Genomic DNA, 13,936 nt, shown 5'->3' with positions numbered 1-13,936 from the left:
CGCTGGGCGGCGCGCCCGGCTGTTGCTAAGAGAGACCAACTTCAACGTCTCTGATTTCAGGGAAGAACGCCAATGACCGACGCAGTGCTGCGCTCCACCGAGGGGCGTATCGGCATCCTCACCATCAACAATCCACCAGTGAACGCGCTGGCTGCGGCCGTGCGCAACGGCATCAAGGAAGGCGTCGAAGCCTTCGCCCAGGATCCCAATGTCGACGCCATCGTGCTGATCGGCGGCGGGCGCACCTTCATCGCCGGCGCCGACATCCGCGAGTTCGGCAAGCCGCCGTCGGGCGCCAACCTGAACGACGTCATCGCCACCATGGAGAACTGCCCCAAGATCATCGTGGCGGCCCTGCACGGCACGCCGCTGGGCGGCGGCCTGGAAACGGCGCTCGGTGCGCACTATCGCGTCTCGCTGCCCACGACGCGCGTCGGCCTGCCCGAGGTGCATCTCGGGCTGCTGCCCGGCGCCGGCGGCACGCAGCGCCTGCCGCGTCTCACGGGCGCCAAGTACGCGCTCGACGCCATCCTATCGGGCCGCCACATCCCCGCCCCCGAGGCCAAGCAGAAGGGCATCGTCGACGCCATCGTCGAGGACGACCTTTTGAAGGGCGCTGTCGCCCATGCCCAGATGCTGGTGGCGCAGAACGCGCCGCGGCGGCGCGTGCGCGATCTCACCGTCACCCTGGAATCGCCTGACCTGTTCGCCGAGACCGAGAAGGCGATCGCCCGCCGCGCCCGCGGCTTCAAGGCGCCGTGGAACATCATCAAGTGCGTGCAGGCCGCCGTCGAGCTGCCGTTCGACGAGGGCATGAAGCGCGAGCGCGAGCTGTTCGTCGAGCTGCTGACGTCCTCTGAGTCGGCGGCCCAGCGCTACTACTTCTTCGCCGAGCGCGAGGCGGCCAAGGTGCTGGACGTGCCGTCCGACACGCCGCAGCGCGAGATCAAGACCGCCGGCATCATCGGCGCCGGCACCATGGGCGGCGGCATCGCCATGAACTTCGCCAATGCCGGCATCCCGGTGACGCTCCTGGAAGTGAAGCAGGAGGCGCTCGACCGCGGCCTGAAGACCATCCGCACCAACTACGAGAACACCGCCAAGCGTGGCGGCATGAAGGCCGAGGACGTCGACAAGCGCATGGCGCTGATCACGCCGACACTTTCCTATGACGGCCTCAAGGACGCCGATGTCGTCATCGAGGCGGTGTTCGAGACCATGGAAGTGAAGGAAGGCGTCTTCAAGCAGCTCGACGAGGTCGCCAAGCCAGGCGCCATCCTGGCCACCAACACTTCGGGCCTGAACGTCAACCAGATCGCCAACTACACCAAGCGTCCGGGCGACGTCATCGGCATGCACTTCTTCTCGCCGGCCAACGTCATGAAGCTGCTGGAGAACGTGCGCGGCGAGGCGACCCAGAAGGACGTCATCGCCACGGTGATGTCGCTCTCCAAGAAGATCGGCAAGATCCCGGTGCTGGTCGGCGTCTGCGAGGGCTTCGTCGGCAACCGCATGCTGCGCCAGCGCGGCATCCAGTCGGCCTACATGCTGGAGGAAGGCGCCCTGCCCCAGCAGGTCGACAAGGTGGTCTTCGACTACGGCTTCCCGATGGGTCCCTTCGCCATGAGCGACCTCGCGGGCAACGACGTCGGCTGGCGCATCCGCCAGGGCAAGAAGGAGAAGGAGCAGCGCAACGTCCGCTACACGGGCTACATCGCCGACGCGATCTGCGAGCTCGGCCGCTTCGGCCAGAAGACCGGCGCGGGCTACTACAAGTACAATCTGCCGGACCGCACGCCGGTCCCCGATCCCGAGGTCGAGAAGATCATCGAGGAGACCTCCAAGAAGCTCGGCATCACGCGCCGCGCCATCTCCGACCAGGAGATCCTCGAGCGCTGCTTCTATCCCATGGTCAACGAGGGCGCCAAGATCCTGGCCGAGGGCATGGCCCAGCGCTCGCTCGACATCGACGTGATCTGGGTCAACGGCTACGGCTGGCCTGTCTATCGCGGCGGCCCGATGTGGTGGGCCGACAACGTGGTGGGCCTCAAGAAGATCCACGACGCCCTGCTCAAGTACCGCGACGCCTCCGGCGACCCGTTCTGGGAGCCGGCGCCGCTGCTCAAGAAGCTGGTGCAGGAAGACAAGAAGTTCTCTAGCGTCTGATTCAACGTTTGGGCCCGCCCCTCCGCCCTTGGGGCGGAGGGGCGGGCCCCAGTAATGCCTTTTCATCAGGAGGAATAATCATGGCTGATGCCGTCATCGTCTCAACCGCCCGCACGCCGATCGGCAAGGCCTTTCGCGGCGTCTTCAACGACACCCACGGCGCCGACATGGGCGCGCATGTCATCAAGCACGCTGCCGAGCGCGCCAAGGTCGAGCTGGGCGAGGTCGAGGACGTGATCCTGGGCTGCGCCGCGCCGGAAGGCACCACGGGCTCCAACGTCGCCCGCGTCTCGGCGATCCGCGCCGGCGCACCGGTCAGCGTCTCGGGCGTGACCGTGAACCGCTTCTGCTCGTCGGGCCTGCAGACCATCTCGATGGCGGCCCAGCGCGTGCTGGTCGACAAGGTGCCGGTGATGATCGCGGGCGGCCTCGAGTCTGTCTCGCTGGTGCAGGGCCCTCCGGGCGGCAACAAGAACCGCCTGGTCAATCCCTGGGTGCAGGAGCACGTGCCCGGCATCTACCACGCCATGATCACCACCGCCGACACGGTGGCGGCGCGCTACAACATCAGCCGCCAGTACCAGGACGAGTACTCGCTGCAGAGCCAGCTGCGCACGGCGGCCGCGCAACAGGCCGGCAAGTTCGACGACGAGATCGTGCCGATGGAAACCACGATGCTGGTCACCGACAAGAACACCAACGAGGTATCCAAGAAGACGGTGAAGCTCACCAAGGACGAGGGCAACCGTCCCGACACGAACATCGAGGGCCTCGCCAAGCTGCAGCCGGTGATGGGCCCCGACAAGTGGATCACCGCGGGCAACGCCAGCCAGCTCTCCGACGGCGCCTCGGCCGCGGTCATCATGAGCGATGCCGAAGCCGCCAAGCGCGGCCTGAAGCCGCTCGGCATTTACAAGGGCCTGGTGGTGGCGGGCTGCGAGCCCGACGAGATGGGCATCGGCCCGGTCTATGCCATCCCCAAGCTGCTGAAGCGCTTCGGGCTGAAGATGGACGACATCGACCTGTGGGAGCTGAACGAGGCCTTCGCCGTGCAGGTGCTCTATTGCCGCGACAAGCTCGGCATCCCCAACGAGAAGCTGAACGTCAACGGCGGCTCGATCTCGATCGGCCATCCCTTCGGCATGACCGGCGCGCGCTGCACCGGCCACGCCCTGATCGAGGGCCGCCGCCGCAAGGCGAAGAACGTCGTCGTTACCATGTGCATCGGCGGCGGCATGGGCGCGGCCGGTCTGTTCGAGGTCGTGCAGTAGGCACGGTCTGCCGATCGGCTTCCCGCCTCGTCTTGCGGCGGGAAGCGTCGGCCGGCGCGCATGGCGTCCGGAGATCCGACACCCACCACTCAAACCGGCATCCCCGCGGATGCCGGACCAGCCTTTGACGAGCGCGCTCTCGAAGCGGAGCTCCACGCCGCCGAGCAGACAGCGGAGGCGGCCGCCCGAGGGCAGCGAAACTGGAGCTGGGTGAACCGCCCGATCACGCTGTGGCTCCTCAGCACGGTTGCCGTCGGGATCCTGACCTTCACCTACAGCCAGTACTCGGCCTGTCGCGCCAGCCTCGCGATCGACTCGTCACGCTTCGCTCACCTGTCCGAAGAGCTGGTGTTGCGTGTCGGCGGCATCTATGGCCTCACGCTCGTGGACAACGTCCAGGCCAGCACCTACCTGCTCATCCTCGATCCCGATCGCCATTTCCTGTTCACCGAATTCAAGGGCCGGCTGCCGAACGAGTTGGTGGCTGAAGTCAAACAGCTGTTGCGCAAGTGGCATCCATCCGATGTTGCCGAAGTCGCGGCGGCAGACCGCAGGGCCGTGCCTGATCCAAAGGGCAAAGCCGTTCCTTCGGCTGTCCCGCTGAATGAGCCCGGCCTTACGACTCCCAGGACCATCCCTGAATTTGTGCAGCAGTTGCTGACAGAGCCCGACGACATCTTCGGCCTGGTCGACGCCTGGATCGTCATGCATCGCACCCTGCCGCTGGCGAGCGGTCCGGAAAGCGTCGCGGCCGTCCGCACCTGGGCGCAGGCCCTGGGAACGAGAGCGCTACCCTATTTCGACAACAGTCGAGAGAAGCTCGGATCGACGTCGATCTGCTTCAAGCGCACCTTCTGGCCGTTCACTTGAAGCGAGCCCGCCACGGCATCACGAACAACAGCCCCGCCATCAGGCCTCCATAGACGGCCATGCCGATGGCAATCGCGGCAAACACACCCTCCAGACCAAGGCCAAACCTCTCGACGGCGATCCAGCCGGCGAGGATGGTGGCGACCATACGCACGACTCCGGCCACGGCCGGCACGACCATGCGGCCCGCGCCCTGGCTCGCGAAGTAGAGCGTAAGGGCGAGCCCGAACAGGCAATAGAAGGGCGCCACGCGCGTGATGTAGGCGGAACTTGCCGCCACGACCGCCGGGTCCGAGGTGAACAGGCCCGCCCAGCTCTCCGGCATGAGAGCCACCGTCCAGCCGATCAGGCCGAGCGCGCAGAACGAGGCCAGTCCACCGATCCAGGCAGCCCTCATAGCGCGCTGCCAGGCCCCGGCGCCGGCCGCCACACCGACCAGCGTCGTGAGGCCCGTCCCGATGCCGAAGGCAATCGGTGACACCATGAACTCCAGCCGCACGCCGATGCCGTAGCCCGCAAGCGCGGCGACGCCGAAGCGGCCGACCAGACCCGCCATCACCATGGCCGTCGCGTTGGCGGTGAGCGTGGTCAGCGAGCCCAACAGGCCAACGCGCAGGATCTCCATGAACAGCCGGCCTTGCAGGCGGACGCCCAACAACGCCGGCTGAAAACCCAACCTGCCCCGCCACACCACGCGGCCGAGCAGCAGCACCATCGCCGCCGTCGTCGTCATGGAGGCGACAGCCAGCCCGGTGAGGCCAAGCCCTGGCCGCGACCCAACGCCGAGTGCCAGCACGCCCGCGAGCGGCACGTAGACAATCGATGCGACAAGGCCGTAGAGCCCAGGCGTCGCGGCGTCACCGCTGCCTCGCAGCAGCGAGGCCAGGAAGGCGAACAGCCACAGCAGCACGGAGCCCGCGAACCACACGTGACTGTAGGCCACGGCAGACTGCAGCGCACCGCCGACACCGCCCATCAGCCGGTAGAGCGCAGGCGCGATCGTCCAGGCGAACGCGGTGAAGGCGAGGCCGAACGCTACGGCGAGAACCAGTGCATGCGCGACGAGGGCGCGGGCATCGTCGCGGCGCCCTGCTCCCAGGGCGCGCGCCAGCGAGGAGGCGACGCTGCCTCCCATGCCGCCCATGGCAATGTTCATCATCAGCATCTGGAAGGGGAAGACCAGCGTGACGGCCGCCAGCGCATCCGTCCCCAGGCGGCCGATGAAGTACACGTCGACCGCAGCCACGAGAACCTGCACCATCATGAGTCCGGTGGTGGGGCCGGCCAGCCGAAGCAGACTCCGCCCGATCGGCGCGGTCAGAAGAGGATGAGACAAGGGGAACTCCGGAGGACAGCGCGTGCACGGCGTCGCCGTGCGTGCAGGTCGAAACCGGTCACGAAGACCAGCGTGGCTAGCGTTGCCTCACGTCGAAGTATCCTCCAAGCGGACCGGCAACCTAGCGAAGGTCGACCGGTGTGGCAAACACCTGTGTTCGCGCTAGAGATTGGCGGTGGTGAAGCCGCCGTCTGCCGCCAGCGTCTGGCCCGTCAGGAATCCGCTCTCATCGCCTGCCAGGAAGCAGATGACGCGGGCGATATCGTCGACCGTACCAAGTCGACCCAACGGTGTGCGCGCAATGCGACCAGCGTCGCGCTCGGCGTTGCGGTTGCGCTGCGTGCCTTCGGTCGGCACGGCCCCTGGCGCCACGGCGTTGACGCGGATCCTGCGGGCGCCAAGCTCGGCCGCCGCCGCGCGCGTGATCCCCATGACGCCGGCTTTGATGCCGCTATAGACGATGCTGTTGCGCTGCGAGACGATGCCAGCAACGGAAGCCAGGTTGACGATGGCCCCGCCGCGCTCGGGATGCATCACCTCGGCGGCGGCCTGGATGCCCCAGATCACCGCCTTGAAGCCGATCTCGACCATGCGGTCGATCGTTTCGGGCGCGACGTCCGGGATCGCCTGGTAGCGCACCCAGGCGGCGTTGTTGACCAGGACATCCAGGCGCCCTGCACGCTCCGCCAGCCCAAGGACAGCCCTGTGCATGCCATCGCGGGTCGCGACGTTCTCGGTGACGCCAATCGCCTTGCCGCCGGCAGCACCCACTTCGCTCACGACCGTGTCGACGAACTCCGGCTTCAGATCGTTGATGCCCACGGTGGCGCCGAGCGAGGCGAGTCTCAGCGCCGTGGCGCGGCCGATGCCGTGCCCTGACCCCGTGATCAGCGCCACCCGGCCGGCAAAGAGCTGAGACATCGTTCCCCCTTTTTTAGCTCAAGCCGCCAACGCCGCCTCGAGCAACACGAGGCGGTCGTTGCCCCAGAACATTCGATCGCCGAGGAAGAACGTCGGCACGCCAAAGGCGCCGCGTCCCTTGGCCTCGTCCAGCAGCCGTTCGTGCCGGGCGCGCGTCTGCGGCGCCTGCAAGTCACGTTGAAAGACCTCGGCGTCGAGGCCCAGCGGCTCGGCCAGGCCCGCCAACACCGTGTCGTCGATCGCGACACCATCGACGAAGATCAATTGCTGCAGCAACCGGCAGCACGGCACCAACGCACCCTGCCTGTCCGCCGCCAGGCAGGCGAGCGCCAGCCTGTCGGGGTCAACCCGAAAGCCGATAGGCTCGCGGAACGGGATGCCGTAGTAGTCGGCCCAGCACTTGGCGTCATATTCGCGATAGCCCCAGTCGTACTGGCCTGAAAGCGGCTCGCCGCGAAACGGATTGCCGCCGCGGCGATCCATCAGCGCACCGCTGGCGATCGGCTTCCAGACGAAGCGGCAGTCGTAGGTCTTCTCGATTCGCTCGACCTGGCTCGCCGCCAGATAGGAGTAGCGGCTGCCCAGGCCGAGGTAGAAATCGATCTCCGCGGCGCCAGGCATGGCGCCCTATCAGCGCCGGTTGCGGCGCAGATCCTCCTCGTCCTTCCACATCAGGAACTGCGGGCCGAGGTCGGAAATCTTGGGGGCGCCCATCTGCGCCATGCTGAGGTCGATTTCGCGGCGGAAGATGTTGAGCGCCATCTTGGCGCCCGTGATGCCGCCCGCCGTCACGCCGTAGAGCGTCGGCCGCCCGACGAACACGAACTTGGCGCCCATGCAGATCGCGATCAGGGCGTCGAGTCCGCGACGCACGCCGCCGTCCAGCATCAGGGTCATCTTGTCGCCGACGGCGCTGTTGATCGCCGGCAGCACTTCGAGCGGCGACGGCGCGTTGTCGAGCTGGCGCGCGCCGTGGTTGGACACCATGAGGCCGTCGACGCCCAGCGAATGGGCGCGGATCGCGTCGTCGGGATGCATGATCCCCTTCAGCACGAAGTTGCCCTTCCACAGCTCGCGGTAGCGCTCGACGTGCTTCCAGGTCATCGGCGCGCGGTTCTGGTAGCCGACGAGATCGGCGATCTTCTCCGCATCGGCGCCGTCCCCGGCGTACTTCGCCCAATTATCGAAATAGGGCGTGCCGTGCTTCATCCATTCCATCATCCACGCAGGATGCCGCAGGGCCTCGAACTTGGTCTTCCAGGTGAGCTTGAGCGGACGGCCCCAGCCGTTGCGCGCGTTGCGCTCGCGGTTGGATCCCTCGGGTACGTCGACGGTGAAGACGAGGGTCTTCAGGCCGGCGTCGCCCGCCCGCTTGATCATGTCCTCGGAGATCGCCTGGTCCTTGGCCGAATAGAGCTGGTACCAGCCGTGGTCGGGCGCGAGCTTGCCGAGCGCCTCGATCGAGCCGGTGCTCGAGCCCGACATGATGAAGGGCACGTTGGCGTCGCGCGCGGCCTCGGCCAGCATCAGGTCGGCGCCGCGGCGGAACAGCCCGGCGAGCCCGGTCGGCGCGATGCCGATCACGCTCGAATAGGTCCGCCCGAACAGCGTCGTCGACTGGTCGCGCACCGACACGTCGACCAGATAGCGCGGCACGATGCGCGCCTTGCGGAAAGCCTGCTCATTGGTGACCAGCCCGACCTCGTCGTCGGTGCCGCCCTCGATGAAGTCGTACGCGATCTTGGGCAGCCGCTTCTTCGCGAGCTTGCGCAGGTCTTCGATGTTCACCACGCCGTCCATTGTCGTCCGCTCCTATTCGGGCTTCATCGCTTTTCGTTTCCACAGTTCCCACGGCCGCATCACCAATGCGTCGTTGGTCTTGGCGGCGGCCGCCGCCTCTTCGGGCGTCAGATACGTCACCGCGCCGAGCTTGATCGCCTCGGACTGCAGGCGCGCATTCATCTCGGCGTAGTAGGCGCGGAACACGACCTGCGGCAGCGAGGTGCCCACCGTCACCGAGCCGTGCCCGCGCATCAGCGCCACGGTCCTGGTCCCCAGCACCTGGGCGAGCGCCGCGCCGAGCTTCTGGTTGCGCACCAGGAGGTCGCTGCCCAGGCCCTCGACGCCGCGGATCTCGAACACCGGCACGTCGACGCCCATGAACGAGCTCATGTGATAGATCGGCTGCAGGCGGGTCTTCGACACGCCGAACGGGATCACCGACGGCGAATGGCTGTGCACGACGGCCTTCACGTCGGGCCGCGCCTTGTAGATCTCGCCGTGGATGAAGCGCTCGAGGAACACGGCCTGGCCCTTGGCGTCGACTGCCACGCCGTCGAGGTCGAATTCGAGGATGTCGTCTGCCTTCACCAGCGCCGGCGCCATGCTGCGCGACATCAGGTAGTGGCTGGCATCCTTGTCGTGGCGCACCGAAACATGGCCGAAGCCGTCGACCACGCCGAGATCGGCCAGCACGCGGTTGGCGGCGACCAGGTCCTCGACCAGCCGGGGATCGGGTGTGCCGGCCGACTTCGGTTGCGCCAGTGCAGCCGTGCCGCACAGCAACAATCCGAACGCCAGCACCGCGAAGGCGCGCATCTTCCTCCTGCCTGTTCGTTGCCCGGATTTTGCCGGTCTTTGCCGCCGCCTGCCAGCGGTGTTAGGCGAGCCGCCATGCAGATCAGGCACGCAAAACCGGGTGACGAGGCCGAGCTCGCCAGCCCTGGCACAAGAAAAGGTCTACTCCGTGATGAACGTGTGAGTTAGCGTTTCCTCGAGGAGGAAACGCCATGGAGCTCAGCGCCCAACAGCTCGAACAGTTCGACCGCGACGGATTCCTGGTCTTTCCCGACCTGTTTTCGCGGAACGAGGTGGCGGTGCTGCGCCGCGAGGTGGCGCGGCTGAGCCAGGTCGAGAGTGAGGAGGTCGTGCGCGAGCATACCGGCGGCGTGCGCACCGTCTTCCGCGTCCATGAGACCGACGGCGCGACACGGTCCCGCCCCTTCCGCGCCCTGGTTCGCACGCCGCGGCTCCTGCGGCCGGTGCAGCAGGTGCTGAAGGACGATTCGGTCTACGTCTATCACACCAAGATCAACACCAAGCCCGCGATCGAGGGCACGGTGTGGCAGTGGCACCAGGACTACGGCTCGTGGATGCGCGACGGCTGCGCGCGGCCCGACATGGCGACCTTCAACGTGATGATGACCGACACCACCGAGATGGGCGGCGCGCTCTATCTCATCCCGGGCAGCCACAAGCTCGGCCGCATCGAGCCGGTGTGGGACGAATCGACCTCGTACAAGTTCTGGGCGATGCCCAAGCAGCGCATGATCGAGATCCTGAAAAGCTCGCCCGAACCGGTCGCCGTCACCGGCCGCGCCGGCACCTCGGTTCTGTTCCATTGCAACGTGCTGCATGCCTCGGGGCACAATCTCTCGGCCGATGATCGATGGCACATCTACGTGTCGTGCAACACCGTCGCCAACAAGCCGCAGCTTTCCGACAATCCGCGCCCCGACTGGGTGGTGTCGCGCAATTGGCACGCACTGCCGCTCGAGGCCGACGATGGCGTGCTGAAGGCCGCGTGAGCACCGTCACCGTCCGGCGCGCGGTCGCCGCCGATTGCACCGTGCTGGCGCGTCTCCTGTCAGACATGCAGGCGCATTACAAGTCGCCCGATCCGCCCGGCGGTGCGCAGGAAATGGCGCGGCTGCTGACCCGCGAAGGCGAGCGCCTGCCGTTCGCCCTGCTGGGCGAGCACCAGAGCGCGGTAGTGGGCTTCGCCATCCTGAGCCCGATGCTCTATGGCGGCGCCTACCAGTGGATGCTGTTCCTGAAGGATCTCTACGTCACCGAGCAGGCGCGCGGCCTCGGCGTCGGCCGCGCGCTCCTCGTGGCAATGGCGCGCATCGCTATCGACGAGGACTACTGCCGCATCGACTGGACGACCGAGGGGACCAACACGGGCGCGCAGCGTCTTTATGACGGCCTGGGCGTGCCGCGCCAGGACAAGCGCTTCTATCGGCTGGGCGGCGAGACCTTGAGGAAATTCGCCGGCGGATGAGCGGCCTGATCCTGCATCACTACGACTTCTCCAATTTTGCCGAGAAGGCGCGCCTGATGCTGGGCTTCAAGCGCCTGGCGTGGCGCAGCGTCGAGCAGCCGCCGATCCTGCCCAAGCCCGACCTGACGCCGCTGACCGGCGGCTATCGCCGCATCCCTGTGCTGCAGGACGGCGCCGATCTCTGGTGCGACACGCGCCTGATCGCGCGCGAGTTGGAGCGGCGCGTGCCCTCGCCCACCCTGTTTCCGGAAAGAACGCGCGGCTTCGCCGAGACCATCGCCTGGTGGGCCGAGCATCAGTTCATGCGGCCGGTGGCCCTGTTCGTGTCGGGCATCAATGCCGACCACATGCCGGCCGGCCTGCACGAAGATCGTGCGCGCCTGCACGGCCTGCCGGCGCCCTCGATCGAGGCGGTGCGCAAGGCCGCGACCCGCAACCTGCACGTCGTGCGTCCGCAGATCGCCTGGCTCGCCGACATGCTGCAGGACGGGCGGCCGTTTCTCCTGGGCGGCACGCCCTGCATCGCCGACTTCGCTGCCTATCACGTCGTGTGGTTCTTCAAGGGCCGGCATATCGATTGCCGGCACGAGCTTTTACCCTACCCGCGCCTGATCGCCTGGCGCGACCGCATGGCGGCGATCGGGCATGGGGAACGCACCGACGTCGATCCCGCCGAAGCGCTCGACACCGCGCGCGACGCCGAGCCGGTAGAGTGGCGGCCGTCGCAGCCGCAGGACGGCGATCCGCAGCCGGGCGAGACGGCCCGTGTGCGGCCAGGCGACAACGCCAAGGATTGGGTCGAGGGCGAGGTGAGCTTCGTCGACGCCCACGAGATCGCGCTGCTGCGCCACGATCCGCGGGTCGGCCGCGTCGCTGTGCATTTTCCGCGACTGGGCTACGACTGGCGTCGGGCCTGAGCGGCGCTCAGCGGCAGGCGCTGGCCACGGCCGGCGCCAGGCGCTCGGCAAACTTGCGCGATCCTGACGGCGTGAAGTGGCCGTCGTCGATGAAATCGTCGGACGCGAAGGCCTGCGGTGCAATGTCGACATAGATGTCACCCAGCGCCTCGGCTTCGTGCTTAAGCAGGTCGTTGAGACGCAGCATCAGGGTCGAGACGTCCTGTGCATGCAGGAACGGCACCCACCCCCAAGAGTCACCGGCCAGCAGCCGCCGATGATTCATGACCTGGCCCATCCACAAGGCCTTGATGCCGCGCTGGTCGTTGATGGCCGAGATCGTGCGCACGTTGCGCAGGAAGATCGCCTCCATCGCCGGATCCGGCGCCGAGTCGATCTGACCGGAATGTCTGTCGGCAGCACGCGCGGTGTCGACGCCGAGCACCAGAAAATGCCTGACAAGCATCAGCAACGGTGAGAACGACACGTACGATTGGCGCAGCCGGCGCACTTCCAGATTGTCGATCTGGCCGGGCAGGTGGAAATCGGCATAGCCGGGATCGAGGTTGCGGACATGGCTGTTCCTGAGGTCATTCCAGCCGACGTAGTAGATTGCGCAGCGCGGCGGCACACCGTAGGTGCGCTCGTAGAAGGCGGTCTGGATCACGTGCTCGGCTGTCGAATAGCCCAGCATGCCGTGATTGATGACGGCGAAGCGGTCGGCACCCAGCAGCTGCTCCAGCCGATCGCCCCAGGTCTCGCCCTCGCCGCCGCCGACGTCGTAGGTCGTCGAGCCGCCGAACAGGGCAATCGTCGCCTTGCCGTCGAGCGACTGCGGCGTACGCTCGCGCCCGCGTTGGCCGAGCGTGTTGTGGTGGATGTCATCGCCGTCGGACGGGATCGGAACACCCTGCAGCAGCGGGCGCCAACGGAAACGATGCTCGGCCTCTTCGACGCCAGGGAACACGGTCTGGTCGAGCAGGCGGACCTTGTAGAGGTAAGCGGTGCCGAGGCCGAACGCCGCCTCCAGCGTGGCGAGCGACAGCACGACGGCGGCAAGGCGCGGCCACGGCACCAGCAGCAACGCCAGCCCGACCAGCGCCGCCATGTAGACGAAGTACCAGTAACGCGGCGAATCGGGCGGCAGCTTGCCCGCCATCCAGAAATGGATCGCCGCGGCGCCGGCCACGATCGCCAGCAGGAGGGCCGTCAGGACAGCAAGAGTGCGCTCGAAACGATACGGTCGTTCCAGCCCGGCATAGGCAAGCAGCCGATGCCTCAAGCCTTGAACCTTTCGATGCCGAGCCCGTCGATCGGCAGGTTGGTGTTGCCGGTCGCGACCAGCTCGGCCATCACCGCGCCGGTCGCGGGACCGAGCTGGAAGCCGTGGGCCGAGAAGCCGAACTGATGGAACACGCCCTCGGAGGTGCGGCTCGGTCCGACGACGGGGATCTCGTCGGGCATGCGCGCCTCGATGCCGGCCCAGGCGCGCACGATGGTGGCCTCGCGCATCGCCGGGAACAGCTCCCAGACGGTACGGGCGCTGGTCGCGAGCTTGGTCCAGTCGAGCACGGTGCGGTTCTCGTCGCGATAGGGCACGGCGAGATGGCCGCCGCCGATCACCACGGTGCCGTTGGCGAGCTGCTTGAAGGAGAGCTTTCGGCCACGCAGGATCACCACCGGATCGATGAAGGGCGGCACGCGGCTCGACACCATCAGCATGGGTGCGATCACTTCCAGCGGCACCGGCTCGCCCAGTTGGGCGGCGATGCGGTCGGCCCAGGCGCCGGCAGCGTTCACCACCCTGGGCGCCTCGATCGGCCCGTCGCTGGTCTCGACCCGCCACACCGAGCCGTTGCGCGCGAGGCCGGTCACCCTCACCCCTTCGATCACGTCGGCGCCCTTCTCGACGGCGCGGCGGCGGAAGGCCTGGGTGGTGCGGAAAGGATCGGCGGCGCCGTCGCGGCGCGAGACCACGCCGCCCGGACAGTGGTCGGACACCGCGGGCACCAGGCGCTTCAGCTCGTCGCGGCCGATCAGCTCCTCATGGGTAAAACCCTTCAGCCGCAGATCGTCGACCCGGTCGCGGAAGCCCGCCAGCTCCTGCTCGCTCTCAGCCACCAGCACGGTGCCGTGACTCGAGAAGCCGCAATCGTCGCCGACCAGCTCCTCGATGTTCTCCCAGATCGCCATGGAGGCGATCGACAGCGGGATCTCGGCGATGTGGCGCGCCAGCTGGCGCACGCCGCCGGCATTGACGCCCGAAGCGTGGCGGCCGGCATAGTCCTTCTCGACCAGGACCGGCTTCAGGCCGCGCAACGCGAGATGCAGGGCCGTCGAGCAGCCATGCAGCCCCCCACCGATGACGACGACATCGGCAGTGCGCGTACTCATCGGACCGCGGGCCTCCAGG

The 13,936-nt window shown here is 67.3% G+C and carries 13 protein-coding genes; 6 read left to right on the top strand and 7 right to left on the bottom strand.

Features of this window, described 5'->3' with window-relative positions:
- Positions 1-72: 72 nt before the first annotated feature.
- From RSO01_RS02215 to RSO01_RS02205, 3 genes are all read left to right on the top strand, one after another.
- Positions 73-2,166, top strand: coding sequence for a 3-hydroxyacyl-CoA dehydrogenase NAD-binding domain-containing protein (locus RSO01_RS02215; protein ID WP_147145747.1), 2,094 nt, complete (start codon positions 73-75; stop codon positions 2,164-2,166).
- An 80-nt stretch (positions 2,167-2,246) separates the two neighbouring features.
- Positions 2,247-3,437 (top strand): acetyl-CoA C-acyltransferase, encoded by a 1,191-nt coding sequence (locus RSO01_RS02210; protein ID WP_147145745.1) that lies wholly within the window; start codon positions 2,247-2,249, stop codon positions 3,435-3,437.
- A 60-nt stretch (positions 3,438-3,497) separates the two neighbouring features.
- A complete protein-coding gene (locus RSO01_RS02205; protein ID WP_147145743.1) occupies positions 3,498-4,307 on the top strand; it encodes a hypothetical protein in 810 nt (269 codons plus the stop codon).
- Here RSO01_RS02205 and RSO01_RS02200 read toward each other — a convergent pair.
- The 5 genes from RSO01_RS02200 to RSO01_RS02180 form a co-directional block, all read right to left on the bottom strand.
- On the bottom strand, positions 4,300-5,643 hold the full coding sequence (locus RSO01_RS02200) for an MATE family efflux transporter (RefSeq protein ID WP_147145740.1): 1,344 nt from the start codon (positions 5,641-5,643) through the stop codon (positions 4,300-4,302). The two genes, RSO01_RS02205 and RSO01_RS02200, sit on opposite strands and share 8 nt — an antisense overlap.
- A 162-nt stretch (positions 5,644-5,805) precedes the next feature.
- Complete coding sequence (locus RSO01_RS02195) at positions 5,806-6,564, bottom strand: SDR family NAD(P)-dependent oxidoreductase (protein ID WP_147145738.1); 759 nt, start codon at positions 6,562-6,564, stop codon at positions 5,806-5,808.
- Between the two features lie 18 nt (positions 6,565-6,582).
- A complete protein-coding gene (locus RSO01_RS02190; RefSeq protein WP_147145736.1) occupies positions 6,583-7,185 on the bottom strand; it encodes a 2-hydroxychromene-2-carboxylate isomerase in 603 nt (200 codons plus the stop codon).
- Between the two features lie 9 nt (positions 7,186-7,194).
- Positions 7,195-8,364 (bottom strand): alpha-hydroxy acid oxidase, encoded by a 1,170-nt coding sequence (locus RSO01_RS02185; protein WP_147145734.1) that lies wholly within the window; start codon positions 8,362-8,364, stop codon positions 7,195-7,197.
- 12 nt (positions 8,365-8,376) lie between these two features.
- Entirely contained in the window at positions 8,377-9,162 is a 786-nt protein-coding gene (locus RSO01_RS02180) for a class II aldolase/adducin family protein (RefSeq protein ID WP_147145731.1), read from the bottom strand.
- Between the two features lie 191 nt (positions 9,163-9,353).
- Here RSO01_RS02180 and RSO01_RS02175 point away from each other — a divergent pair, with 191 nt between their 5' ends.
- Genes RSO01_RS02175 through RSO01_RS02165 form a run of 3 tightly spaced genes read left to right on the top strand, consistent with a single transcriptional unit; the run spans position 9,354 to position 11,544 of the window.
- Positions 9,354-10,151: a phytanoyl-CoA dioxygenase family protein gene (locus RSO01_RS02175; RefSeq protein ID WP_147145729.1), complete on the top strand. Its 798-nt coding sequence runs from the start codon at positions 9,354-9,356 to the stop codon at positions 10,149-10,151.
- Positions 10,148-10,627 (top strand): GNAT family N-acetyltransferase, encoded by a 480-nt coding sequence (locus RSO01_RS02170; protein ID WP_147145727.1) that lies wholly within the window; start codon positions 10,148-10,150, stop codon positions 10,625-10,627. The genes RSO01_RS02175 and RSO01_RS02170 overlap by 4 nt, the downstream gene beginning before the upstream one ends.
- Positions 10,624-11,544, top strand: coding sequence for a glutathione S-transferase family protein (locus tag RSO01_RS02165; protein ID WP_147145725.1), 921 nt, complete (start codon positions 10,624-10,626; stop codon positions 11,542-11,544). Before RSO01_RS02170 ends, RSO01_RS02165 begins: the two co-directional genes overlap by 4 nt.
- 7 nt (positions 11,545-11,551) lie before the next feature.
- Here RSO01_RS02165 and RSO01_RS02160 read toward each other — a convergent pair whose 3' ends face one another.
- Positions 11,552-12,805: an SGNH/GDSL hydrolase family protein gene (locus tag RSO01_RS02160; protein ID WP_147145723.1), complete on the bottom strand. Its 1,254-nt coding sequence runs from the start codon at positions 12,803-12,805 to the stop codon at positions 11,552-11,554.
- A complete protein-coding gene (locus RSO01_RS02155; protein ID WP_147145720.1) occupies positions 12,802-13,917 on the bottom strand; it encodes an NAD(P)/FAD-dependent oxidoreductase in 1,116 nt (371 codons plus the stop codon). The genes RSO01_RS02160 and RSO01_RS02155 overlap by 4 nt, the downstream gene beginning before the upstream one ends.
- Between the last annotated feature and the right edge of the window lie 19 nt (positions 13,918-13,936).

The sequence above is a fragment of the Reyranella soli genome (assembly GCF_007992495.1).
Lineage (GTDB): Bacteria > Pseudomonadota > Alphaproteobacteria > Reyranellales > Reyranellaceae > Reyranella > Reyranella soli.
Note: the sequence above shows the minus strand (reverse complement) of the source record. Positions and strands in the feature narration are given on the sequence as shown.

Excerpts from the sequence above, each read along its gene's own strand:
- RSO01_RS02215 (WP_147145747.1), top strand. The coding sequence starts at position 73 with ATGACCGACGCAGTGCTGCGCTCCACCGAGGGGCGTATCGGCATCCTC.
- RSO01_RS02190 (WP_147145736.1), bottom strand. The coding sequence starts at position 7,185 with ATGCCTGGCGCCGCGGAGATCGATTTCTACCTCGGCCTGGGCAGCCGC.
- RSO01_RS02205 (WP_147145743.1), top strand. The coding sequence starts at position 3,498 with ATGGCGTCCGGAGATCCGACACCCACCACTCAAACCGGCATCCCCGCG.
- RSO01_RS02210 (WP_147145745.1), top strand. The coding sequence starts at position 2,247 with ATGGCTGATGCCGTCATCGTCTCAACCGCCCGCACGCCGATCGGCAAG.
- RSO01_RS02165 (WP_147145725.1), top strand. The coding sequence starts at position 10,624 with ATGAGCGGCCTGATCCTGCATCACTACGACTTCTCCAATTTTGCCGAG.
- RSO01_RS02155 (WP_147145720.1), bottom strand. The coding sequence starts at position 13,917 with ATGAGTACGCGCACTGCCGATGTCGTCGTCATCGGTGGGGGGCTGCAT.
- RSO01_RS02175 (WP_147145729.1), top strand. The coding sequence starts at position 9,354 with ATGGAGCTCAGCGCCCAACAGCTCGAACAGTTCGACCGCGACGGATTC.
- RSO01_RS02185 (WP_147145734.1), bottom strand. The coding sequence starts at position 8,364 with ATGGACGGCGTGGTGAACATCGAAGACCTGCGCAAGCTCGCGAAGAAG.
- RSO01_RS02180 (WP_147145731.1), bottom strand. The coding sequence starts at position 9,162 with ATGCGCGCCTTCGCGGTGCTGGCGTTCGGATTGTTGCTGTGCGGCACG.
- RSO01_RS02195 (WP_147145738.1), bottom strand. The coding sequence starts at position 6,564 with ATGTCTCAGCTCTTTGCCGGCCGGGTGGCGCTGATCACGGGGTCAGGG.